Genomic DNA, 25,729 nt, shown 5'->3' with positions numbered 1-25,729 from the left:
ATTTAAATTGCATTTCATTTTGTAATTAATCAAGAACCGGGAAAGTATTTTTTCAATCTTTTTTCCGCTGCCAGTTTTATTTTTTCTAATTCACTTTTATTCATATTAGTTCCATCACCTATTCTGTGGTTGCATGAAGCGCATAACAAAGCTAGATTTTCAACAGAATCTGCCCCTCCACTTACTTTAGGTACTATATGGTGGATATTTATACTATTAGCATATTGCTCACATAAGTCACAACGCCCGTTACTCAGCTCTTTAATGCGTCGAATTGTTTTCAAATCACGTGTAACTCTTTTAACAGGAGATATAAATTCATTTTCACCTTCTACTTTTAGGAATTCTGCTTTACTTTCGCCATCTCCACTTAAACTTCCCTTAACCTTATCTAATCCTATATCATTGTTTAACTCATTAATTAATTCAACTAATTCTGTAATCTGTCTTTCTGAGTCTTCTTTATATTTATTAAATCCTATTATACTATCTTCGATTTTCTTTAATTTATCATCAAATTCTTTCGAACTAAGTACTTTGTCTATCTTTGCTTGATGTTTTTTGATCTCATTTTTTATTCTCCTACCTGTCTCAGCTATTAATGCTAATGCAATTGCTACAATAATTCCTAGTAAAGTAGCCGCATAATTAATATATTGATACATATCCGTAACCTTTTCTTTTTGAGTTTCAGTTAATAACTTTTGTTGTTCTATAATTTGTTCATAAAGCTGCTCTTTGGTCACATTGTTTAATTTCAGGTTATCAATCAGTTGATTATACTGTTCTTTAGTAATTAGCTCTTCTTTTTCAATAGTTTCATAATTATTCTCAGCTGAAACTGAAGTAGTAGAAAGAATACTAGACATTGTTACTAATAAGATAATAAGTAATTTTCCCATCATAAACCTCACTCAGAAATTGGTTTGTTTTGTGATATACACTTACAAACTGACTTTATAAATAAAACCTAAACAATTAAGAGTTATCTTTGTGATTTTCTCTGATACACAAGTCATCATTTATTTTGATAACAATAATTACAAACAATTTTAGGATTAAGTAGTAATCTCTCTCGTATTGTTCCTCATCATTAGTATTTGTTCCATGCAAGTATCTATTTCGTATGTCATGACCATTGGTAAACCTTGACTTATTGAGGTAATAGTCAAAATAGTCTTGCTCATTTCTGGAAAACAAGCTGGTTTCAAATTCAACGAGGTTTTTACTACTTAACTCTATAATACTTGCTTGTAAATCCTGAGGATAATGCCAAAAACTCATTACTTCTTTGTAATACATTTCCTTAAGAACAATTATCATTTTCTGGTCAACAAATACAATGTGTCCAGCGTTATTCTCGCAGATTAAGTTATTATCAAATAACCATTGCACCCTTTTCAATTGATATTCTAAAAAATCACTTTTAGTCAATTTTTCTGCAACCATTAAGCTGAAAAAATTGTCATATTTTCTTTTTTTATTCGGTAAATAAAATATACTACTCTGGTCTGAAAACAATAAGTATGATGCATTTTGATACCACTCACTCGAAGAGTATACATACTTATTTTTATTAAACGTTTTAATATCTTTAGTTTTAAAGCTTGAAGATGACATTTGGATTAGTTCTTGGTCTATTATTCCATCTTCTACTAAAGTATTATACTGTTTTAAAATTCTATCTATTTCAGGAAGAATAGTTCTACATTTTTCGAAATACGTAGCGTCCCTAGACGGCATTTTAACGATGAAATCAGAAATTCTAAATTCAACTTCAACATAGTCATCAAAAAACCATTCAATCATTTCTTCCAATCTTACACCAAGAACATTTAACACATTAGCGTAACTATGTATTTCAGCACTAGACAACATTTCTTTGTAATTAAATGAGGAAGATTGGAAATACAAGTGTGTTCCTTGTTGTCTAAAAACTGACTCTAAAGCGCTACATTCACTTCTTTTTGAATCTAAATCTAACCTCATAGTTCCATCTACAAATCCAAATAGATATATAAAATTGTTCCATAAAGTCGGATAATCTAAGTTTCTTTCAATCCAATCTCGACTTACCTTAATATCTGCTTTTCTTCCATCCATAGTAATTAATATTTCTTCTTCTTGATCTTTCGGATAAGAAATCATTAATCCTGTTTCAATACCTATTCCGTTATTAAATATTTTTCCTTCTTCATCTTTGGCTTTCCTCTTAGCACGCAATTTGATTTTATCAGGTATACTTAACCCTTTATTTGTTGGAAAGTTGATAATTTTCATTAATTCGTTTAGATTTACAAGCGGTGAATCAATATATTCATCAATCAATTTTATTGTATCTGTTTCATTTAAAGATGGTGGTAAATTCAAGTTATCTTCTTTTAAAAATTTTGAAAAGATAATCTCTGCATTCTTAGGGTCTGACAATAATACCTCTTTTACTGCTTCATCGAAATAATCAGTTAATCTCTTAAATTTAAGTACCATATAAATATCCACATTTTCTTTATATAGAAATAGTCTAAAATTATTAATTTCAATTCTTTGATATAACTTGTGGCTATCAAGAACTTCAAAAAAATCATCTGTTTTATTTATGTCAATTTCATCATATAGCTTTAGGATGTTATCTTTGTGACAACCTAAGAAAATGCCGATTTTTTCTTTTATGTTCTTCTCATAAACTTTTATATCAATATTTGTCTTTTGAACTATATAGTCTCTAAACTTATTGATACTTATGTACTTTATTATATTGTGAAAATCTAATAAATCTTTAATAGTCCAATCGGAAGCAAGGGACTCACTATTAATTGTCTCAATAACTTTATCTAGTTCCCACCCGCAAGCCATGTCATACTCAGAATAGAACTTAATCTCTGACATATGTCCTCTCCTTCTTAATGTAAATATTTATCATTTATACAATCCTATTGTACTATTATATACAAATTTGTTTTTTTTTGTAATCATGTAAGTTGATTAGGTCAGCATAAATATAATATAGCTACACCATCAAATTTGCCTAAAATTTGATCTATTAGTGTATTATTGGCGCAAACCTAAACTATTATTGCTGTTTGCCTGTAAACCATCCCTCACACTTAAATAGAATAAATCAATATATTTTTTTGAATTATTGCTCAATAACATTTGTTTTATTACTAAATCTGCTTCAAAATGATATATCTTCTCACCTAAAAACAAGACTATATTCTTTTTTTACTTTTGTAATGGAAGTTACTGAGAAAACAAAAAGAGTTAGCATTTTATTTTCTCCAACTGCAGAAGATTTTGGAATTGACTTTGGAAGGAAATATTAATGATGATGAGCAATGGGAAATGTAACAGAGGACAGGTGACTTACCTTTTTGGCTACAGCCCTTATATACATCAATATGATAAAAAGAGGAACTGTTGAATAATTTGAAATCACTATAGGTTCATTTTTGAAGTAAAATAGTATGCATCTGATCTTAATATACAGCTTTTAGAGGGCGTTCAATTTGTAGGAATTGTGGTTTAGATTCCTTCTTTCGTATAAAATTTAAAAGCCACTTTAAAGTGGCTTTAGTTTTCGAGAATATCATTTTCGACTATTTCTAGCTTTCTAACCACTTTAAAAGCTCTCTGCTAGCATCTTTTTTTGTCAACACTTTATCATCGATTAGACTCAAAGTAATACTAAGTAATTGGGTCTTAACCCGACTTAATTCTAGCTTAAGCGATATTTTATGGTTCTTCACAGTATAAATAGCCCCTTCTTCATTCCACTCACTTAGTATTGATTAAAGAGTGGTGATTTTTATGCCATCGGAAATATATTTTCGTCTCCTCATTCCAGTGACTACAACCTAATCCTTCAATATTTTTCAAGTAGTTGATTATAGATTCAGTGGTTGTTTTTTTATTAATAGTAACTTTCCCATTTTCAATTAATATATATCCTTTTTCAAAAAGATCATCACATCCAAACTTACACATAGGCATAACAACATTTTTAAAATCCAGTTTTTCTTCATTAGAACAAAAGGATCTTTTTTTTGATATGTGCTGCAACCAAAAAGGAGATCGGATATTTCTTTCCACCTATACCACATTTAGCAGTTGTCTTATTTCCAAAGAGTGATTTTCTCAAGAATCCCTGCTCAGCTCTACTCTTGGTCTTTCCTTTAATATCTAAATCCTCTAAATTGAAATGCTCAATAATATTCTTGTAATCTTCCTCGCTTATGGGTTGAATAGCTGTTTCACTTTCAAGATCAAAGTAACTTAACACGGCATTACTCTTTTCTTCATCAAGAACCGCAAAACCTTGAACTTTATAATTCTCCGAATACCCAACAATTTCGTTAAATTTAGAGATTGGAATATCATGTTCTCTAATTTCATCTAGAAAGTAAATGTATTCCCATGTTTGTTCTTCTGAATTATTGCCCCAAAGATGCTGTGCTAAATTCTTATTATGAAGTTTGAATGTTATAAATCCATAAGAATACAATTTACTATTAGCTGAAAAGAAAGCTAAATCTGCAGCATGTATTTTACTCCACTTATTTGCATTAACATTATTTTTCCCAGCAGTTACTCCCCATGTTGGCACTAATCCATTTGGATAGAGATTACTCAAATATTTATATTCATCACTTGTTATGAATGGTTTCATTTTTAAAATATCTACAGGTCGTACAAGTGTATCAATATAATGCTTTCTTGCATCTTTGTTTCCAGTAGGTTGAAGGATTACTTTGCTCATCTTCGTTACTCCTATAATTCTTTATGTTTTGTGTTGACACCATAGGGTTTTTTAACAGGATACTTCAATTTGTTCTTTTGGAGTTTAATTTTATAATCTCCTCTATATCAATCTGCACGTAATTTTATTCTCAAGAGCTTCTTAGTTACTTTTCCATTGAAAATTCTCTAATAGCTCACTTGCTTATAATGAAAGGGAGATTTCCAAATCTTTCGCATTATGCAACTGCTTCCCAGTTTCTATCATCTCTAAACTAACATGAGATCTTTTATATTACTGTTTATTATCAGTCTAAACCTTTTTCAACCTATGTTTTTTAGTAGTGTTTTTAAAAAAAGACACTTAATATAGTAAATGTCTCTGCTAATTAATCGATTATATTCCAAGATATAATTAATGCTATCTCATTACAATTTTTCTTAATCTTTCCGATAATAAACTTTCCTCAGGTTTAGTTGTTCCATTTTTAATTTCATTAAGTAAATATATAAAATCTTCATCCACTAATGGAATAACTAAGCCTCTTTGGTCATGATAAGTATCAGCACACCTTTCTATAAATTTATCCATATCATCAATCTTCCTACATACAAGAATTCCAAATTTCCCTCTATTTGGAGAAAACCTTCCAGAAATTTGATCTAATTCGGGATTAGTGACTTCATTAGAATAATTTTTTACTTCAACGAAAATATACTGACTTGGAATATCCTTTGTAGCATGTAACTGATAAAAAAAGCCAGTAGTAGCTGAGTTATCAAAACTTATATCTATCCTCTTTCTTCCTTGATGAATTTCATGTTCAATTATAGGACGAGTAAGGTTTGGATAGAAAATAAACTCCATTATCCCCAGTATATGTCTATGATACTCTCCTGCTGATTTGGAACCCGTTGGTATCTTATTCAATCTACTTATTAATATATCAATGTAGTCATTAATTTCAAATGAATCATCAGATTCTAATTGTTCATGTGTAAGAGGCTGTACCTCTTTCTTAGTTAATGACCTGAAATTTTCAAATATCTCAGGGTGCTGTTTAGTAAATTCCCTAAGGTATTCTTTCCTAAAAGCTTTCTCTTCTTCGGCAATATCCTTCTTTGTAACCCATACTTTTTCATTTCCATTTTTAAGCTTCTTTCTTCTAACCAACGAAGAATTGATACGAATATGTTCATTTTGTAAAAAATTTAACACAAAATGTTGACAATACCTTTCGGGCGTGTATTTATATGAGTATGTAACTATACTTTTTGGTACTAAGATAATTTTTCTACCTGCTATTACTAACATTTCAGTAAGCATATTATCCCATTGACGTAAGGTTGAATTCCAAAAATAACCAGAAGGTACATCACTAGTTAAGGGGATACCAAGTAATTTACATTGAGTTTGCGTATATTCAATTAACTGTTTACGTATAACATTAGTGATTAAATCAGAGATCTTGTCTTTTCCAACATTATCAACAAAAACAACCATGTCTTCTAAGTGACCAACTAGACCTTGTTCTATTGCTTGACTAGATGTTATATTATCAAATATTTCTACTGCTTCGTTTGTTCCAACACCTCTACCTCTTGGTTTGCCGTCAGAAACCCCAAAACATGTCTCGTTCGGCTCACTGAGATTTACAAAAAGTTGCTTTGCCTCTATTCTTCTACCTGCTTTATATAAATCTAGAACATTATGAAAAAAACTTTGAATAGTTCGATGCGCATCTATTGACCAAGGATCTACTCTTAAAGATAAAAAATATGGATCAAGAAATAGAGGTAAATCTTCTTCAATATCAATATCAACAAAATCTAATTCTCTTTGACTTTTTTCTAAATTATAAATTTCACTAATCTTCATTAGTTATCCCTCCCATTAATTTTTTTCTTAGAACTATTATACTATTTATTAGTATAATTTGTAATATTTAGTAGAATAAAACAAGAGAAATTAACTATTTGATAGTATATATAAGACAAAAAGTATAGATACTCACTTTTTTTATACTATGTATATTTTTTTAAGACTTTTCCATATATGAGAATAATACATACATACAAAAGCTCACATCATTAAATACAAAGTTAATAAAATCGATATTTTATTAATTAGTTTTTCTTCAACAATATCAACTAAAGTCAGAAATAATTAATAGCAATTAATTAAAGTGGACAAGGGTTCGCTTTTCTAATTCTTAAATAATATATCAATACAAATATACTATTGTACCTGTCGGAAGGATGAGGAATATGACATGGAATAAAGAATTAATTGTAGAGAAATTAAAAGAGTTTGGGATAAACAAAGAGAATATAAGTGGAAGTGATATAAAACATTCTAATCAAAGTTTATATAGAGCTTGTTTTCGTCACTTTGGAAGTTGTAAAGAAGCAATCTCTGCAGCAGGATTAAATTACAAAGAAAGTCAGATAAAGTGGAATAAAGATAAAGTGATAAAAAACATTCAAGAAAAAAACACTAGTAATATTCAGCTTAACGATCATTACGCAAATCGGAATTATCAAAAACTCTATGCGGCCGGACAACGTTATTTTGGCAGTTGGAAAGAGGCTGTTAATGCTGCAGGTATTAATTATGAGAGTATTAGAAAATCAAAAGAAAATAACTACTGGACACCTGATAAATTTAAAGATAGATTATTTGAATTAATTAATGATAATGAGCAGTTAAGCTCCCAGTATATCCAAGATAATCACCAAGACTTATACAGTGCTGCACTTAAAATATACGGTAGTTGGAAAGATGCTATTAATTTCCACGGATTAGACTACCCAGATATAAGTCTATATCTGCGCTGGAAACCCGAAGAAGTCATTGAAGAAATAAAAAGGTTACATAGGATTAAAAGTGATCTTAGTAATAAGGAAATTAGAATTACTAAAAATACTTTATTTAAAGCAGCGGTTAGATATTTTGGATCATGGAAAAGAGCGTTAGATAAGGCTGATATTGACTACAATATTTATTTAAAAACAAAACCGAAAGGATATTGGTCAGAGAAACAAATTATAAATGAAATAAGAAAAATGTTCTCTGAAGGTAAACCTATCAACTCTTCTTATGTAATGACTAATAATAAATCATTATATGGAACAGCAAGGAGAATGTTTAAAACCTGGGAAGAGTCAGTAACATTAGCAGGATTCGATTATAATGCTGTTAGAAATGACATTAATACTACAAGTTACTGCGGATATATGTTTGAAAAGGTGGTTGATGATGTCTTAAAAGAACTCAATATCAACTATACGAAACATAACACAGGAAATGCTTTAATTAAGCCAGATTATATCTTTAATGAGGTAAAATGGGGAGATGCAAAATTGTCAAAGTGGTCAATTTTCCATTCAGATACAGTCTCAAAGTATAAACATTATTGCAATTTTTTGTGGATCATTTTTATGAGAGGTGAACAAACAGATGAACTTGTGAATGTTAGAGTTAGGCAGACAAGTATATTCTTACTTATTAAACAACTTCCAAGAAGCAAACAAAAGCACTACTTGAATTTGTTAAATAAAATTTCAGAGAAATTAAACTAAAATAAAGATATTTTATGAAATTTAATAATCGAATTTTCTAGTCTAGCTATGAAAAATAATGTCGTGTCAGGTAATCAATTATACTCCTACACATAAAAAGAGGGGGGAACAAATGTGGAAATCCCCCCCGTCTAGTAATACTTAATTGCTGAATTTACTCTTAAATTCATTTATATGATTCTAATTTGATTGTTCTGTAACTTTCGTTAAATCTCTTGGATTTGAATAGCAATAATTTACATATTCTCTGTACTCTTTTATTGTCATTTCATTAAGTTCTCCTAAGTATTTGAGAGCCGAAAGCCACTTCTTTTTATCAAGCTTCGCAGCCACATCCCTACGCTGAACCCAATCAAAAGGGTTAAAATAATTCTTGGAGATATTCAAACTTGCAGCTATCGGAAGCATATTGCTTATCGTTGTACCACCATAACCTGTCGCTAAACAAATAAAATGATCTAAATGCGTATCCTCGTCTATTTTACTAATAGCGCAATTACCAAAGTGTTTTTTTACCTTTAATGCTTGCTCAGCAGTTAAATCGTTAGGTAGTCTTTTTATTTTTGCTCTTCTCCGCTGATTATTCGCTAGTTTAACGTGTGGATTTTCTTCGTAGTATTTACGCTTGCGTTCTTTAATTAGCTGTGCGTTTTCCTTACGGTACTGCCTACGGCTCTCTCTAATGCTCTGTGCGTTCTCTTTCTGCCATTGTTTTTTATAGGCTGCTATTTTTTGGGCGTTTCGCTCTGTATAAAGTCGTTTTGCTGCTGCCATTTCTTCGTAATTTTTAATTCTGTAGGTTTTGTTTCGCTCATCAATGGCTTCTTTATTTTCTCGATAGTATATCTTGTGTTGCTCCAAGATTTCTAATTTGTTTTCCTCATAGTATTTTCGTGCCTTCTCATTCTGTACTTCTTTATTTTCTTGATAGTACTTGCGCCTATATTCCTTTAAGCGTTTCTTATTCTTTTCATTGTACTCTTTTAGTTGCGCCGCTATACGTACTTTGTTTGCTTCCCTATACTTGCGTCGCATTTCTCTTACAGTTTCTTTATTCTTATCTACATAACGCTTGCTTGTAGCGGAAACCTTGTCGGCATTATTTTTTCGATATTCTTTATCTTGTGCAGCTTTACACAACTTGCACGCTGATTGCTTTCCAAATTTTCCTTTTTTATCGTTACTGTATTCTTCAAATTTTTTAATACTACCACATTTTGTGCATTCTTTATAATTTTCACCTTCAATATTAATTAACTCGGTTTTTCTTCTCATAAAGATTATAACATTCCTCTCCAAGCAGTTTAAAATAGCCTTTTTTCAACTATAACAAAAAATAAACTATCATAATCTTAAAGGGACAGTTATGATCGCCTGTAAATTTTTCGACAACATTCGACAAATCCCTCTATATAATATCCCACCACTTTTCCTACAAAATATCGCTGGGGAAAACGCAGTAAATATTCGAATGGAGAAAATTGAAAAAAATTCTGGTGTTGGTTTGCACTTACCTACGACTATTCCCAGAAAACCCTAGTTAATTTTTGTGGAAAATCCCCCCCCATATCCTCAACTACTGAAAAGAGACTCCCCTGTTCGGGAGTCTCTTTAACTAGATTCACATTCCTTAACCTTGGGATAGAATGTAGCTTTAGTCAAATTTAGTTTCTTTATTACTTCAACAGCAGTAATAGTTCCAAGTTTTCATTGCTTATAAGCCTGCTCGAATGAATTCTATTAATTATTTTTACGCCTTTTTATAATTTGTCTTGTCCTTTTACTGAAGCATGTGTTCTCACCTTGAAGAGTTTAAACAAATATCTTACTCAGTTTTAACATTTCTAACAAACTTGTTTTTGAAAATATTCTTTTTATGCCATTTAAAATAGATCGTATTCTCAGGATAAATCTGAACCTTAGTCATTGGCTCTAAATCATAAACCCCATAATCTTCTTCACTAATCTTTGAGGAAATATGTAAAAGACCATTATCATATAGAGCATTATGGTTACAACAAAGCAGCACCCCATTGTAAGGATCTATTCGTTCTAAATTATTACTATCTTTCCAGGGCTTTGAATGACTTGCTCTCAGTAATTCTGGAATAGTAATCTTACATAATGCGCACTTTCCATGCCAAAGTGGAAAAAAGCTATATCTGAACTTTTGTTGAACCAATCGTATTTTAGCCTTAACCTCAGAATCAGTCACTGCTATAACAGGATATAATGTATTTTTCTCAGTTCTTCTTACATTGTCGATCGATTATTCCAATTGTTCTTCATTTAACTGATAAATGTTTAATTCACCAATTAATTCAAGTAATTTAATCGATAACTCTTCGTTACATGGATATAAATAGCCTTGATTCCCTTTTGAATCCTTCTGAAAAGGTGAATATTTTATAGGTAATAATGGTGATATCTCATCAAAACTGTCACAGACATTAACTGGATTTTCTAATTGATAATAGTTTAATTTAACTAAATAGCCTTCATTATTCCAATTACTATGACCCTGTAAAGTAAACGGTTTATTTCCCATTATACAATCATCACTTGCAATACTAATAGCATCGAAGTATCCTTTTACATAGTGAAATACTCTATCTTCCTTTTTCATTCTGTCATTCGTTTCCATGAATGAGGTACGTTATTACGTTTATCTAACTGTGGTGACCATATAATCCCTAATCTTTTTCCTCCTGGTAAGTATGGCCTTGGCCTTGCATAACGATAAAGCTATTCAAGTAAATTTCCTCCTAATACGTTGAATTGACTTTGCAAATATTAATACTATTGGTCAATTTTATTAATGATTCTCTGTTCATTCTTTCTTCGTATTAAAGTTCGCTTTGTTATACCCGTTTTAGCTTCAACCTCTCTATATGTATGAGTTTCTAAGAGCATTAGTGCATGCTGTACTTGCTGTTTAGAATGTTTTCTTGGCCTACCTTCTTTGAAGTCATCTCTCAGCTTAGCAATCGCTTTCCCTTCACGGGTACGTTCAATAATCATATCTCTTTCAAATTCTGCGAAGGAACTCATAATATTAAAGATTAGTCTACCTGTTGGGGTATCCTCTATTAATCCCATATTAAGTATATGAACCTTTACCCCTTTAGCAAATAACACTTTTACGGTTTTTATTGCATCTTCTGTTGAACGTGCAAATCGATCTAACTTAGTGACAACTAATGTATCTCCTTCTTTAAGAAAAGAAAGTATTTCTTTGAATTTTGGCCTATCAGCTTTAGTGCCTGTGAATTTTTCTGAAAATATTTCTTTACAACCTTCTTTTTCTAATACTTTAACCTGGCTTTCTAAATCCTGTGAAGCTGTAGAAACCCTAGCGTAACCATATTTCATGTTTATCCACCTTTCTTTTTTGTCACTAAATATTGACACCTCTCTATACGTTGATAATACTGACTCTCAGCTGCAGTGTCAATACTATTAAGTTTTGGCACTTTCAAAGTTTCAATTTAATAAGGGGATGAGCAAAGAAAAACAGCCTACAAAAATAGACTGTCTAACTTAGTTAATTACCTTTTTCCATTTCACTGACCCTAATATCCTTTAGTAATTCAACAATATCTCTATAAGTGAGATTTTCTTGTTCAATGATTTGGCATATATATTCTTTTGTTTGTAGGGTACTACCATTTTCTTTTGAAATCATACTTCTTATTTTCCTTAGTACTTGAGTTATTTTAAGAGATAAATCTCTAACTTTATCAACCTCTAGATGAAATAGATCTTGTCCATGTGGTACAGCTTCAGTGTGGATTTTATCCTTATGACTCAAAATAGTAACATTTACATCCTGCTCTTTTTTTAATTCTTTTTTATGCTTTATCCAGTCTTTATGTCCTAAAGCCTGCCTACAAGCACTTATTGAAATACTATGTTCTTTATTCTCTTCTGATTTTGCCTCAAATGCCCAAATTAAATCACTTAAAATCCATATACCATCTGGAACACCATCCCCAATTGGTCTTTCAGATTCAAACCCTAGGAATTCACCTAACCTACTAATCCCTTTTTCAAATTTTTCACCTTCATCATTTTGGATTAACTCTAAGAACTCACTTACATTTTTTTCGAATTTCCCACCATAGAGTCCCAAGTTAGATAAGAAATCTTCAATATTTTCCGCTTGTAAAGACAGGTTGGGATCAATATTAACTACATCTTTACTGTCTAGCGATAAGTGACTTATTATTTCTGCTAACCAGCTTATTCCATATGTCATTCTTAGTGCAGAAGAGTAATATTCGGAACTTAATTTTTTTGCTGAAGGAACAGTTTCTTTCGCTAAATATGCTGTATTTCCAGCTAAATTAATACCACCAAGCCCTATAACCATCTAATTCTTTTCCGCCACTTGCTGTATCTAAAACAGATTTAACCTTTTCTAAAGACCATTCTAAGTCATTTTTCCACATGCCATAAACATATTCAATTTCGTATTTCACACTATTAGTTAAAGCACTGGTTGATTTTTGGGTTTGCTTTTCATAGTCTTCTCTGATACTTGTTATAGCGCTATTAATCTCAGAGAATAGCTTTTTATCATCTATGAAATCATTCATAAGTGATGTGACTTCCTCGATTGACTCAAAATTTTCAGAGTTCTGAAGTCCAAAGTCTATTTCAGCTTGGATTTCTGGATGAAATCCCTTTAAATTGTCGTTATTAGTACAAAACTTAAGTAAAGACGGATCAACCATTAAAACATTGGCAAAATCATCACTAGAACGTGTACACCTTCCTAATGCCTGAGTAATTCTTGTCTTTACCAGTTCTTTTAAAAGAATATTTGCGTTAAGCCTATTCCACAAAAATCCTTCTTGAAGATTTGTGGCTTCAGGCATTCCATAAAGGACTAATAAGCGACAAGAATCCTCAGATAGATCAATTCCATCATACCTCGAAGTTAAGATAAGAACAGCTCGTTCTTTATTGGTAAAAGAAGAGAGATTTTCTTCTATATCTGCCGCTTCTACAATAGGTATTTGTGGATGTACTTTGGCAAACTCTTTTTTAAAGAAGCTAGATGTTCTGTTATCGGGACATAAAACTAAAGCCCTACCATGCTTATTAATTGCATTAAAAGTTAACTCTAATGATTCGCTTCTATTGAACTTCCTATTAGGAAAGAGTATCAACCTTCTACCATTACTGTATTTATCCCATCCTTTAGGAATAGGAATCTTATTAATTTTTTTTATTCCAGTTATCCTTTCAAGTTCTCCACCTTCCCCTAATGTTGCTGACATAAATACCCTCTGCTTTGCATTTGCAAAAGGAGAATGTGTTAGTGTGGGAGGACTTAATGGTCTAATGTTTATTTCTCCCCAAGAAAAGAAGAGCTGGCAAGCTTCTAAATTATTCCTTATCATAGACCAAGGGTATTTAGCACTATTTGAAATTGTATCTATATTTTGATCTATATATTGATTTAATTCTGGTAGTTTCTCTAAATATTTGGGATATGGTACAAGATCATAGATAGGCTTGTTATACTCATAATCCTCTCTAATGATCCTCGAGTAATTGTAATCAGATATATCCTCTTTAAATAGCTCAATTATACTACGGAATATCTCGGAATTTTCCTTTCTTGTTAGAGAGAATGTCCATAATGATGAGATATAATTTTCTGCAGAGTGTGCATCATCAAAAATTATAGTATTTGCATCATTCAATTTTGGATTGGTATTAAATATTGCACTATAGGTTGTTATCGCAATTGTGCTACCTGTTAAATAATCACCATAATCCTTTTCAGAATAATTTGCCTGCGCACCAACTAAGATACTTGCTTTAATTCCATACTCCTGTGATTTCTCAAACACTTGATAAGCCAGTTGTCTTGTAGGACACAAATAGATAACTCTTTCTTTTTTGCATCGTCTTCTATATTCAGCAATCAACAAACCCACAAGTGTTTTACCCGTTCCTGTTGGAAGTTCAATTGCAACGTTACCGCTTTCTTTATATTTATTATAATAATCTCTCAATATATCTGCTTGCTGAGACCAAAGACCCTTCACACTTGGAATTTGAAGCTCCCTAAATATAGATTCTGGATCTTTTTCTGTATAATTTTTAGGCTTCGGTACAATAAAACGTGGTTTTTTCTCCATAATTACACCTCATTCTTCGAATATATACATTCTTCATCGATTTTCCCTGTTATTCCTATACATCATGTATTGGAGCAATGAAGAAGGAAAAAAGTGTCGAGCATTATACTTTTGATTTGAGTATTTTTTTATCCGTGAATATATAAAGTCCTCTACATGTTCAAGAGTATAGGTCAAAAATGTATCTTGATTGTCTGTCCCATGTTCTGTGATAAGCAGTTTTAATAGAATCTTTCTATTATGATTTAACATAAACGAACTACTATTACAGGAGAGCATTTCTTTTATCTCAATATCCGAGAATCCAACTCTATTAAGGGTATATTTAACTTTTCTATTTTCAAAAACTCTGGAAATATTGGCTCGATGACCTGTTTTCACCTCACATAGTATAGCTAGCACATCATACTCTCCTAGGTGACTAAACAAGCTCTCATCCCAATCTCCTAAATTACCTCCAATAGGCTCTTTAACATAAGGTAAACGCAAAGCAATTAAATCGGCATCCCCGTCTCTACTGTTTCCAGTTCTGTGATAAACAAAGTTGTCTATAACAAAAAATCCATTTAGCCGTAAATACCAATACGCAAGCTCTTCCCCATAATTTATCATGCATTATTCTCCTAGACCTCTAAAATGTCCTTGTAATTACTAAGTAAACCAGGAATATTATACCATATAAAATAGAGGAAAGCGGATCTTCCTCTACTATTTCTATATTTATGTTAGCTATACAAATAGAGCATCTCAATTACGAGATACTCCTGAATTGATTATTTATTCTTTTCAGTTACCCAACGAATGGCTTGGAACTGCGAAATTGGATTAATTCTTTTTGATTCATTTAGTAATTTCAAATTCAACACCATCATAATTTTTTATGACTGTTCCGAACGATTCTATATTACTGGGCCTGGACTTAAGACAACTTGTGCATCTAAAGTATTTCAATAGCAGCTCCCACACAGGGGCATATTGTTTCATAATCTTTAAACACTTAACCCTATTCGAATCAGAATTGTTCGAGATATTCTTTTCTCTTCCCTTTGCAAGTTCTAATGAATGCTTACTTTGCATGTCCTTGTATATCTGAGTCATGATAAAGGCATTTTCCTCAGTTAAACTGTATGCGAAGTCTAATTCACCCTTCTCATGTAATTTATTTAGGTAATCCAACACCCCTAAATCACTATCTTGTAGTACACAAAAGTGAGCGTCATAATAATATTTCAAGTTCAATTCTTCATTTAATTGCTTGCCGAAATCCTTTTTAAAAGCCTTAACCTCTTTCATATTGGTCTTGAATAAATCTCTTCCTTTTAGTCCATGAGTATTGAGGAGAATACGTCTTATTTCAGCTATTGACTTAACCTCTTGCCTTGACAGTTTTCTGTGCCTATTTTTGGATGTGCAGCCCCATACTACCTTCTGATGAATAATTACTTTTGCTTTAGCCAACTTATTGAAGACTGATACAATACTAGATTTAACATGTTTAAGGTAAACTTCTAGGAAGTCATCCAGCATATCAATATCCGACTCGTCTTTGTTATAATCCTTGTTTATCATACTAAACTGCACCTGCAGTTTTTCTAAGTGAATTCCTTTATCACTATAGATTGCACCTGTAAGTCTTCTATCAATGATACCTAGTTCGGTAATCCATTTAGTTGCACTCATAGGTCTTACGTTATTATCATTCTGAATCAGATAATTTACCACTAGAGAATTCAATTCAAACTCTCCTACTAATTGTCCTTGACCATTTTTGGACCGATTATCAACTGGCTCAAGTTTTTTTGGACGCTTACCAATGCATGTAATGATACGTTTAGAACCTCTGCCTTCAACTTTATAGGATTCCCACACAGTCTCAACTGATTTCATGAGAAGGATAAATTCCTTTCCTGAAAGGTTTCCATTTTTCTTTAATGATTCTTTTTGAGCTTTACTCCCATACTTTTTAACAAGTGCTTCTAATGTAAATACTTGTTCCAATGATATTCCCTTTTCTGATGACTAAGTTTCGCTATTTTTAGCAGCCATCTTGATCAACTCCTTTATGGTTTTATTTTATAAATGAACTTTGGTGTTGGATTACTGAATCTTTTATTGATGTTGCCCCTTTTAAATCCTGTACCGAATCGACCTAATAAAGTAAATAACTTAGTACCCCGATTTGGTACAGTTTTTTGTCTTAGATTAGATTGGTTTTTATTAATGATTAATGGTATTAGCCCCTCCAAAAACATGCTTCAAAACTCAATACTCACTTTTTAAAAAAATTCAGGGCATTCGCTGCGCTCACAAAGATTTGGGTCAGTCGCAAAGCTCCTTCGTTCCCTTCGGTCACTCTCCACCTAAAGGTGGCGACCCTATATATCCAATCTACTTGCCTAACGTATTTATTGGGATTTCTCAATTCGATTAATACCCAATTGTTATCTTTAGACAACAAAAAAGGAGTGAATCTACATACAATCCAGCCCGTCAGAAAACACACTTATTCCTGTACAATATAGGTATGATTACCCTATCCCTATGATATATTCATAGGATTACAGAAATATATAGTGTGCCTCCAAAGAGGCGGTTGCATGAGATTCAACTCCTTCATAGTTTATTTATTTTATGATAGATTCAATTTTTAATAATAATGTCTAAAATTATAATACGATTAATGTTGTATTGCAATATACTAGTTCATTGTTCTTCTTAGAAATAATTTGAGTATTGCATCGACGCGGAAAAAGAATAATGAAATACGTGTGTCGAGATTTACTTTAGAAACGCTTATTGTTTAAGTGTTTTTATTGGATTAAAAGCAGAAAATATCCGTCTCGTATCGGCATTTTTAATACCTTGTTTGTGTGAAATGAGGTGCTTCATTGCATTAAAATAATTATAAAATCCTTCCTGTTTGCAAAAGGTGCTTTTGAATTGAAAATAAATGTTTTAATTTTCAATGTACATAAATTTGTATTCCACAAGTTTCCAATCTAATCCTAAATCTCTTGGATGTCTCAGTTTTTTTCCAGTACCGTCCTCAAAACATTTAATCTTGTTCTTAAATTGAAACAATAGTGTTTCCACTTCTCTTTTTCTCTTTACATATTTATCTTTATCTCTAACCCAAGCAACTATAATGGTATACGAATTAGAGAAAGACTCCACCAAATATTGATCATTAATTAATTCTTGAGCCTCCTCTCGCTGGTTAAGTAATTTAGGATCTGTTGTCCTATATGCAAATAAATTTACAACCGTTGATGATCCATAATTATGCTCAATTAAAAAGTTAGTTACATTCATAACTGTTCGATCAGTAATTAACATATCCGCTTTACTAGGATTCAACATAACAACTGTAGCCTTAGGTTTATTTTCATCCCAAACTCTCGTCAGTTGATATCTGTATAGATCATCATCAGAGAAAGTTGCGGTAGACTTTATTATTTTTTCTATTACTTTAACCATTACATATCCTCCACTCTACAATGGTAATCGTACCTAAGGGCATTTTGATTCTTTTCCTATAAATAAAGTTGATACACCAATCATTAAAGTCTCCCTGATCTGTGTGGAGGTGGCTTATATCTCTCTTCGTCTCTCTTATTACAGTACCACAAAGTGTCTCATTTCAGACACTTTGCGTACTTCTATATTAAATTTAACCCCAATCAAATTTAGTAAATCTCATTTCTCTAAAAGATTTCATATTCTAATTGATAATTCAAATTCACTATTCAGATCGAATTTTAGATCAACCAAGAATTTTAATATTTTTTCAACCGCTTCTGCATCAATAGATACATGCTTTTTATCATATATAACTGCGCTTTCATTAATAGAATTTATTAAATAAATTATTGTATTCCTGCATTTAATTAATAGTTCTGGATCATCCATTGTAAAAGAAACAATATCTGAAATGTCAAAGTTGAATATTTTATCTTGACTCTTTTCACAAGATATTAAATACGTTAAATAACTACTAAAGTTTCCACCGTGCATCTTTTCTGACTTTCGCAGAGCGTAATTATATATATCTTCCCTTAAACTGATATTCTTCTTAATAGTATCTTCCATAGAAGCCGCCACCTTAGCTTTGAAATTTATTGAAACTACCTTTCTTTATTTTCTTTACGTATGGTTTCGAGCTTTTTTTTCAACTCTTCATCTTCTGCCCATGTTCCATCAAGCATCTTTTTCACATCACTAAAAGGAAGTCCCCAAAATGGTTTTTTCTTGTTTTTCATTCTTCTGCCTCCCTTCCTAATGGTTCTTATAAATTTTTCTATAATTTTCTTTTTAGAAATTCTTCTAGTTTGAGGTCCGCCTTTTCATTATTACATCTCATACAGGCACAAACACAATTATTTAAGGAGGTTTCCCCCCCTTTTGACTTAGGTATAATATGGTCAACAGTATTACCTCGCTCACCACAATACCCACAGACATATTTGTCCCTTACTAGAACTACCTCTTTAATATTGAATTGAAGGATAAGCGAACTATTTACTATTCCAGCCATACCCTCGCTGACCATTTTTACAGCTTCTTCATAGGTTACTCTATGAAAACTGATTTTCTGAGGTCTTAATTTAACCCTAACTTTAATGTTTGATTTTTCTAATATGCTTTCAGTATTAAAGATGTCTTTTGATCCATTTCTTTTAAAATACTTACACTCATGGCAATAGGACTTCCTCCTACTCTTGTCCCGTCCGTTTGAAGCAAATTTGGTATGGTGCTTTAATCTGCCACAAATATTACATGTTTTATAAAGTAAGCAATACTCCCCGATAAGAATCTCTCCTTAAAGTTAACGAAATCACTATTTAAACTTATGAGTACAATATAATAAGAACTTGTTTTATTGTCAAATTTTACCATTAAGCAAAAGTATTGCAATACTTAATAAATCTGAAACAGATTTCACATAGAATCTTAAAGTTTACGAGGGTTCAAAATCTTTCTTTGAAACTAACGTATTTAATACCTTGGTATTAGTCGCTGCTTTTCTTCTTGCCATGTTTATTCCTCCCATTGCGTGTTATTCGGTGCGTGGTATAAACATTTGAAAAGCAACCAAACAAACAAAACAAAAAAGACCCCGTGCCTGCTGAAAAACTCAACAAACACAAGGTCTCTGGTACGCCCTCGAAGGGAACAGAACCCCATTTTAAGAACCGGAATCTTACGTGCTATCCGTTGTCAAAACAGCTATAGGTGACACTATATCAAATGTTAATGCTTTTTTGAGTGTTTTTCAATAAAGGATTCCTTATAACCTTTTCTGTAGACTTATCTCCTCTTATTTATCATCTTCATTACTGGTGAAAATGTATCATGACTTTTGCGAAGGTCATCGGTATCCATCTGAATATAACGTCTCATTGTTCGTATATCTGACCAACCACCCATTTTTTGCAATGTGAATGAATCACAGCCGTTAAGAGTCATATTCTTTGCCCAAGTATGCCTATAGACATGAGCGGTGACCTTTTTATCCTTAATTCCAGCATTTTCAGCATAATATTTAAGTCTCTTATTAAAATGATTCTGTCCAAGCGGCTCACCATAAGAAGAAAGAAAAATCCTATCTGTTGAAAAATGCTTTTTATTTTCGTTAATCAGTTGCAACAGTAATTTAACTGTATGTGCTGAAATCGGGACAATACGTGGTTTTCGATTCTTATTTTTCTCTCCTCCAAGGGTGATAATCCTTGTTTGGAAATCGACATCTTCCGTACGCAAGCTAAGAAGTTCATTAGCTCTAATTCCGCTATCTAAAAGCAATATCATGGCTACATAATCCCTATAACCAACATAATCCCTTTGATTTGGTTGTCTCAATACCTCTTTTACCTCATCGTCTGTAAAACAGTTTGTAAGGTCTATATCTTGTTTTAATAACCTTACACCTGAGATAGGATTAATTTCGATTAAATCTTCCCTCTCCAGAAAATTAAACATAGCACGATACACTCTGAGTCGAATGTTAATGGTTGTTTCAGATAAGCCGATACCTTGGTCATTTTGAATATACTTATGCCCATCATACTTTGGAGCATCAAATTTTAAGTAGTTAATGTAATCCCTAAATACATGTGGTGTTAGTTCATCAATTGTTTCAATTTCATAATTTTTTTGTAGCCAATTAACAAAGTAGCCCCAATCTTTTTTATAATCCCTCAAGGTTCTTTCTCTTAATCCTTCTGCACTCTTTCCAGAAATAACAAGGTCTATTGCTTGCTCCATCGTTATCTTCGGATATTCCTTTTGATTTGACAATTTACCAACTGGTTTCTTCCTAATTCGCTTGTTTAAAGACATAAAAATAGCCTCCTCAAATAGTAATGTTTTACAACATTAACTTTCGAGAAGGCATGCAATTCACAACCCTAAACTTATAAATTCAGGATTGTTAATACACATTTTCAGGATTGTGTACACTCAAAATTCAAGTGTAATCCTTAACCCCTTACGATTACTCTTTACAACCTCTAAACATTAGCATTCTTCCGGTGTACCAGTGTTCGTCGCTGTGCGGAAGGAAGAACCACACCCACAGTTGGCAATAGCGTTCGGGTTATCGATGGTAAACCCGCCGCCCATCATGGATTGTTTAAAATCAATTTTTACATCTTGTAGAATTGGCTTGCTTTCAGCGTCGATTAAAATCTTAATTCCGTGCTGTTCTAATTCGATGTCCTGTTCGCCTTTTTCTTCTTCAAAACCCATACCGTAAGAAAGACCACTACAGCCTCCACCTTTCACACCTACACGTAAAAAGACCGACTCATCACCATGTTCTTTCATCATATCTTTTATTTGAAAAGCTGCTGCTTCTGTAATTGTAATCACATCACTCATATGTTACACCTCCCAATGTATTTCCAATTTCGTTACCACCATTATATCGTGAAACGGAATTCTGCTCAAACTTACTGTTTTACTAGTATATGCAAAAGGAACAAGCCTTTGTGATTAATAATAGAAAGTTCCGGTACAGATAACTTCCGCTGGCCCACGCATTTTTACAGATCCCTCGTTCGTCCAAGTGATATAGAGGTCTCCTCCTGCTAGATGAACAACCGTCTCTATGCCACGGGCCGTCTTTTCATTAAGTACAGACGCTACTACTGCTGCACACGCTCCAGTCCCGCATGCCTGGGTGATGCCAGAACCTCTTTCCCAAACACGGAAATGCAATTCATCTTCAGCCACAACCTCCACAAACTCAACATTTACCCCCTCAGGAAAGCGAGGATCCTTTTCTACTACAGGACCAAGTGTTGTTAGAGGAGCATCCTTTATATCATCCACATAAAAAATGACGTGTGGATTGCCCATGGATACAGTTGTTATTTTGTAAGTTTCTCCGTCCACTGTGAATGGTTCAGCAACTAATGCTTCCTTTTCGTCCACAAGTATCGGGATTTCCTTTGTATGAAGCTTTGGTTCTCCCATGTCGACCGTTACAGAGGTAACCTGGCCACCTGCTAATTCAACTTCAGCTTCCACTAGTCCAGAAAGTGTTTCAATTTTAAACGTTTCTGTTTGGACGATTCCATGCTCGTAAGCATATTTCGCCACACAACGAAGTCCATTCCCACAATTTTTTCCTTCGGATCCGTCATTATTAAAGATTCGCATTTTTACTGGTGCTTTCTCAGATGGGCAGATCAAAATCATTCCATCAGAGCCGATGCCGGTATGGATATTTGCAACTCTTATGGCAAGGCTGGATAATTCATCTTCCTCTAACTTTTCCTCAAACATATTAACATATATATAATTGTTCCCTAGTCCGTGCATCTTGGTGAATTGAAAGGAGCGCATGTTTACTTTTCCTCCAAAAATAATTTATTTCTTCAAGTATAAATACATAAAAGTCTGAACACAATAGAAATATCCCCCGTTTTATATGAAAAACCCATGTATCGTTTGCTTCAGTGGAAGCACGAAAACATGGGTTTTTCTGGTTTGGGCGATGGTACACTTTATAAAGACTGCGCTCGCTTAGAATTTTTCTCGAACAGGTCATTATACGACTTCTAAAGACCTCGTTCGTTCGAAATCCCTCTCTGGAAGGGCGTTACACTCTCTATAAAGACCTCGCACTCCACGCGTTCTTCTTCAACAGGTCTTTATACTTTAAAGACCTCTCACACCACAAATTCCTCTTCAACAGGTCTTTACACACTCTTTATAGACCTCGCACTCCACGCGTTCCTCTTCAACAGGTCTTTACACACTCTTTATAGACCTCACACACCACAAATTCCTCTTCAACAGGTCTTTAAACACTTTATAAAAACCTTGCACACTCCATATTCCTCTCTCACAGGTCTTTTTACTTATCGACAACAAAAAATCCACCCACCGGGACACCGGCAAGTGGATTTTCTATCGTTTTAGAACAAGAACATACCGGCAATTGCAGCACTCAACAAGTTAGAAAGCGTACCAGCAATGATGGCGCGGAATCCTAACCGTGCGATATCAGGACGACGACTTGGAGCTAAGTTCCCAAGTCCTCCTAACAGAATTGCTAAGGAAGAAAGGTTAGCAAATCCACAAAGTGCGAATGCGATAACTGCAACAGATTTTTCGCTGAACATATCAAGCTGTGCAGAGAAAGTAGAGTAAGCAACGAACTCATTTAATACAAGCTTTTGGCCAATCAGGTTACCTGCAGCAACGGCTTCACTCCAAGGAATACCGATAACGAAGGCAAGTGGTGCAAATAGATACCCAAGAACGTAGTCAAGTGAGAAGTTTTCAGCACCGAACCAGCCACCAATTCCACCTAAGATTCCATTGATTAAAGCAATCAATGCGATGAATGCTAGTAGCATCGCACCAACATTTAGTGCAAGTTTTAAACCGTCAGAAGCCCCGCGAGCAGCAGCATCAATAACGTTCGTTGCTTTGTCTTCTTCAGATTCACCAATTTGAGCATTGGTATCATTTTTTGGCTCTTCCGTTTCAGGAATAAGCATTTTCGCCATGATCAATCCACCAGGCGCTGCCATGAAACTTGCTGCCAATAGGTACTCAAGCGGAATTCCAAGTGCAGCATAACCGAACAATACAGAACCTGCTACAGATGCAAGTCCACCTGTCATAACAGCAAACAACTCAGATTTAGTCATTCCTGCAATATAAGGACGAATTACTAATGGTGCTTCTGTTTGTCCAACGAAAATGTTAGCGGAAGCAGACAATGATTCTGTCTTGCTTGTTCCTAAAAGCTTCGCAAGACCCCCACCAAGGAATCGAATAACAACCTGCATGATACCAAGATAGTAAAGGACGGATATTAATGCAGAGAAGAAAATGATAATCGTTAGTACATGGAATGCGAATACAAATCCTGTAGCTTCAGACCCAGGGTTGCCTAGTACAGGTCCGAAAAGGAAGCCAATACCCTCATTCGCGTAATTGATAATATTTTGAACAAGTTCAGTCAAACCAAGAAAAGCTGTTCTTCCTAACTCCCACTTCAATACAATAAATGCGAACAGCAATTGAATAGCCAATCCGCCTAAAATTGTACGAATCTTGATCTTTCGTTTATTTTCCGAAAGTAGGAATGCGATTGCAAAAATCACTGCGATTCCCATTAAACCCCAAAGGATATTATTCATAATATTCACCTCTATTAGAAATTTCTGCAAGTTGTTTGTCGTCAGACATCTAACTATTACAGTACCACTTTACTACGAAATGAAAGCGTTTGAAAGAACTTTTTTTTGTCAATATGTTACAACCTTAAAGAAACCGTTTTCCTACCTGTGTGTTCTTAAATAAATTACCCAAGAATTGCAAAATAATGTATAGACAAGAAAAAAACACACCGCTTTTTATAGGCATTTCGATTTATTTAAGTTGTCCACCTCACCCTCTTATGGTACTTTTGAATTATATTGTTAAAAAAGTAAAGAGAGGGTGACCAAAATGGAACAATACTTTAGCCGTGAGATTTCATGTGATAATTGTAAACATGCATATAGCACGTTAAAAATAAAATCCCGTTATATTCGTCCTGTAACTCATGATTCGGATTTTTGTTCCACTTACCAGTCATTAGAGACCAACCCTCTCCTGTATTACGTTTCTGTTTGTCCACATTGTGGATACGCTGTTTCAGACGAATTTAACCCTAAACTGACGAAAGATGCACAACTAGCCATCCAAACAAAGATACAAAAGCATTGGAACTATAAAAACTATGGGCAGAAGAGATCTGTTGAAACTGCCATAAACTCATATAAATTAGGTATTTATTCCGGGATCATTAAAAAAGAAACACCCATTGTCATGGCAGGTCTATATCTTCGACTCGCTTGGATATATCGCACCATTGAACAAAGCAATACCCAGGAGCAGAGATTTTTAAAGCTTGCGGTAGAGCAATTTGAACTATCCTATACATTGGGGGATTATGAAGAAAAGGGAATGTCTGAAATAAAATTACTTTACTTAATAGGTGATCTTAATTGCAGGTTAAACTTAGAACGGCAAGCCATACGATATTTCCAGATGGTGATTGGGCACAAGAATAAAGACAAGGAACAGCGTCTTGTCGAAAAAGCAAGGGACCGTTGGTATGAGATCCGGAAATCTTCAAAATTGAAAGTAAGTAGCTAGTTAAAGAAGTATCATCACAAGATAAAAGATAAAAAGAGCATGGCTCCCAAATGTGGGCTCCATGCTCTTTTTTGGATTAGAACATCGGGTTCTCTTCCAAATAAATATATATGTTGTCTACCAGTTGTTCTGGAGACTCTCCAGCCACAACATCTCCATTAACGAGAGCAAAAAGTGTGTCAAAGCATTTGCCACAATACCCCAGACAGCCGTATTCCACAATATCCAGATTTGGGTCTTTTTCCAACACTTCTCTCGCTCTTTGCGAACCACTGGCTAAATTACTTATACAAAATTCGATGATTGGCTTCACTAATTTCACCCCTCTATTGCACTTCCATGCTACCTTTTTTTCCTTAAAACGTCAATTATGAAGTTTCTCTAAAATGTGTTGATATTAATCGACTTAACTCAACAATTTTCCGAAAGAATGTTGTTATTTAGTCATAATTTCGATATACTTTTAATGTTATTTTATTTAAACGTGTTATACATTTTCAAAATGAAAGCGCAATTGTCATACAATATGTGTTTTCTTTCACATAAAAGTTTTCCTAGAATACTAGTTTTATCTATCTTCTTACCATTACCTTCAA

At 33.2% G+C, this 25,729-nt stretch carries 21 protein-coding genes and 1 pseudogene; 2 read left to right on the top strand and 20 right to left on the bottom strand.

Features of this window, described 5'->3' with window-relative positions:
• Nucleotides 1–29 precede the first annotated feature (29 nt).
• The 4 genes from AAV98_RS10475 to AAV98_RS10455 form a co-directional block, all read right to left on the bottom strand.
• Nucleotides 30–905: an HNH endonuclease gene (locus tag AAV98_RS10475; protein ID WP_082380863.1), complete on the bottom strand. Its 876-nt coding sequence runs from the start codon at nt 903–905 to the stop codon at nt 30–32.
• 73 nt (nt 906–978) lie between these two features.
• Nucleotides 979–2,886 carry a hypothetical protein gene (locus AAV98_RS10470; protein ID WP_060665508.1) on the bottom strand — a complete coding sequence of 636 codons (1,908 nt, stop codon included), beginning with the start codon at nt 2,884–2,886 and terminating at the stop codon, nt 979–981.
• A gap of 1,135 nt (nt 2,887–4,021) precedes the next feature.
• Nucleotides 4,022–4,756 (bottom strand): hypothetical protein, encoded by a 735-nt coding sequence (locus AAV98_RS10460; RefSeq protein ID WP_060665506.1) that lies wholly within the window; start codon nt 4,754–4,756, stop codon nt 4,022–4,024.
• Between the two features lie 399 nt (nt 4,757–5,155).
• Nucleotides 5,156–6,613, bottom strand: coding sequence for a hypothetical protein (locus tag AAV98_RS10455; RefSeq protein ID WP_060665505.1), 1,458 nt, complete (start codon nt 6,611–6,613; stop codon nt 5,156–5,158).
• A gap of 389 nt (nt 6,614–7,002) precedes the next feature.
• Between AAV98_RS10455 and AAV98_RS10450 the strand changes: the two genes are divergently transcribed.
• Nucleotides 7,003–8,316, top strand: coding sequence for a hypothetical protein (locus AAV98_RS10450; protein WP_060665504.1), 1,314 nt, complete (start codon nt 7,003–7,005; stop codon nt 8,314–8,316).
• Nucleotides 8,317–8,496: 180 nt separating this feature from the next.
• On the opposite strand, the gene AAV98_RS10445 is transcribed toward AAV98_RS10450, so the two are convergent.
• The 15 genes and pseudogenes from AAV98_RS10445 to AAV98_RS10385 form a co-directional block, all read right to left on the bottom strand.
• Entirely contained in the window at nt 8,497–9,591 is a 1,095-nt protein-coding gene (locus tag AAV98_RS10445; protein WP_060665503.1) for a hypothetical protein, read from the bottom strand.
• A gap of 550 nt (nt 9,592–10,141) precedes the next feature.
• A pseudogene (locus AAV98_RS10440) lies at nt 10,142–11,069 on the bottom strand (HNH endonuclease).
• Nucleotides 11,070–11,115: 46 nt separating this feature from the next.
• Complete coding sequence (locus AAV98_RS10435) at nt 11,116–11,688, bottom strand: recombinase family protein (protein WP_060665502.1); 573 nt, start codon at nt 11,686–11,688, stop codon at nt 11,116–11,118.
• Between the two features lie 172 nt (nt 11,689–11,860).
• Nucleotides 11,861–12,688: a hypothetical protein gene (locus AAV98_RS20750; protein ID WP_231687735.1), complete on the bottom strand. Its 828-nt coding sequence runs from the start codon at nt 12,686–12,688 to the stop codon at nt 11,861–11,863.
• On the bottom strand, nt 12,663–14,471 hold the full coding sequence (locus AAV98_RS10430; protein ID WP_231687734.1) for a DEAD/DEAH box helicase: 1,809 nt from the start codon (nt 14,469–14,471) through the stop codon (nt 12,663–12,665). Before AAV98_RS10430 ends, AAV98_RS20750 begins: the two co-directional genes overlap by 26 nt.
• Nucleotides 14,472–14,504: 33 nt before the next feature.
• Nucleotides 14,505–15,083 (bottom strand): hypothetical protein, encoded by a 579-nt coding sequence (locus AAV98_RS10425; RefSeq protein ID WP_060665501.1) that lies wholly within the window; start codon nt 15,081–15,083, stop codon nt 14,505–14,507.
• Between the two features lie 228 nt (nt 15,084–15,311).
• Nucleotides 15,312–16,469, bottom strand: a complete 1,158-nt coding sequence (locus tag AAV98_RS10420; RefSeq protein ID WP_060665500.1) for a hypothetical protein — start codon at nt 16,467–16,469, stop codon at nt 15,312–15,314.
• Between the two features lie 957 nt (nt 16,470–17,426).
• Nucleotides 17,427–17,948: a DUF1643 domain-containing protein gene (locus AAV98_RS10415; protein ID WP_060665499.1), complete on the bottom strand. Its 522-nt coding sequence runs from the start codon at nt 17,946–17,948 to the stop codon at nt 17,427–17,429.
• 237 nt (nt 17,949–18,185) lie between these two features.
• A complete protein-coding gene (locus AAV98_RS10410; RefSeq protein ID WP_060665498.1) occupies nt 18,186–18,560 on the bottom strand; it encodes a hypothetical protein in 375 nt (124 codons plus the stop codon).
• Nucleotides 18,561–18,595: 35 nt separating this feature from the next.
• Entirely contained in the window at nt 18,596–18,730 is a 135-nt protein-coding gene (locus tag AAV98_RS20825) for a hypothetical protein (RefSeq protein ID WP_269433459.1), read from the bottom strand.
• A gap of 38 nt (nt 18,731–18,768) precedes the next feature.
• Nucleotides 18,769–19,005, bottom strand: coding sequence for an HNH endonuclease signature motif containing protein (locus AAV98_RS20935; protein ID WP_197284280.1), 237 nt, complete (start codon nt 19,003–19,005; stop codon nt 18,769–18,771).
• Nucleotides 19,006–19,778: 773 nt separating this feature from the next.
• Nucleotides 19,779–20,810, bottom strand: coding sequence for a tyrosine-type recombinase/integrase (locus AAV98_RS10400; protein ID WP_060665496.1), 1,032 nt, complete (start codon nt 20,808–20,810; stop codon nt 19,779–19,781).
• Between the two features lie 177 nt (nt 20,811–20,987).
• On the bottom strand, nt 20,988–21,350 hold the full coding sequence (locus tag AAV98_RS10395) for a HesB/IscA family protein (protein WP_060665495.1): 363 nt from the start codon (nt 21,348–21,350) through the stop codon (nt 20,988–20,990).
• A 114-nt stretch (nt 21,351–21,464) separates the two neighbouring features.
• Nucleotides 21,465–22,319, bottom strand: coding sequence for a diaminopimelate epimerase (gene dapF, locus AAV98_RS10390; RefSeq protein ID WP_060665494.1), 855 nt, complete (start codon nt 22,317–22,319; stop codon nt 21,465–21,467).
• 575 nt (nt 22,320–22,894) lie between these two features.
• Nucleotides 22,895–24,130 carry a NupC/NupG family nucleoside CNT transporter gene (locus AAV98_RS10385; RefSeq protein WP_060665493.1) on the bottom strand — a complete coding sequence of 412 codons (1,236 nt, stop codon included), beginning with the start codon at nt 24,128–24,130 and terminating at the stop codon, nt 22,895–22,897.
• Nucleotides 24,131–24,440: 310 nt separating this feature from the next.
• Here AAV98_RS10385 and AAV98_RS10380 point away from each other — a divergent pair, with 310 nt between their 5' ends.
• Nucleotides 24,441–25,133 carry a DUF2225 domain-containing protein gene (locus AAV98_RS10380; RefSeq protein WP_060665492.1) on the top strand — a complete coding sequence of 231 codons (693 nt, stop codon included), beginning with the start codon at nt 24,441–24,443 and terminating at the stop codon, nt 25,131–25,133.
• A 76-nt stretch (nt 25,134–25,209) separates the two neighbouring features.
• On the opposite strand, the gene AAV98_RS10375 is transcribed toward AAV98_RS10380, so the two are convergent.
• The gene (locus AAV98_RS10375) at nt 25,210–25,446 is read right to left on the bottom strand and encodes a YuzB family protein (RefSeq protein WP_187442110.1); all 237 of its coding nucleotides are present in this window, start codon (nt 25,444–25,446) and stop codon (nt 25,210–25,212) included.
• Between the last annotated feature and the right edge of the window lie 283 nt (nt 25,447–25,729).

The sequence above is a fragment of the Bacillus sp. CHD6a genome (assembly GCF_001293645.1).
Classification (GTDB): Bacteria; Bacillota; Bacilli; order Bacillales; family Bacillaceae_I; genus Sutcliffiella_A.
Note: the sequence above shows the minus strand (reverse complement) of the source record. Positions and strands in the feature narration are given on the sequence as shown.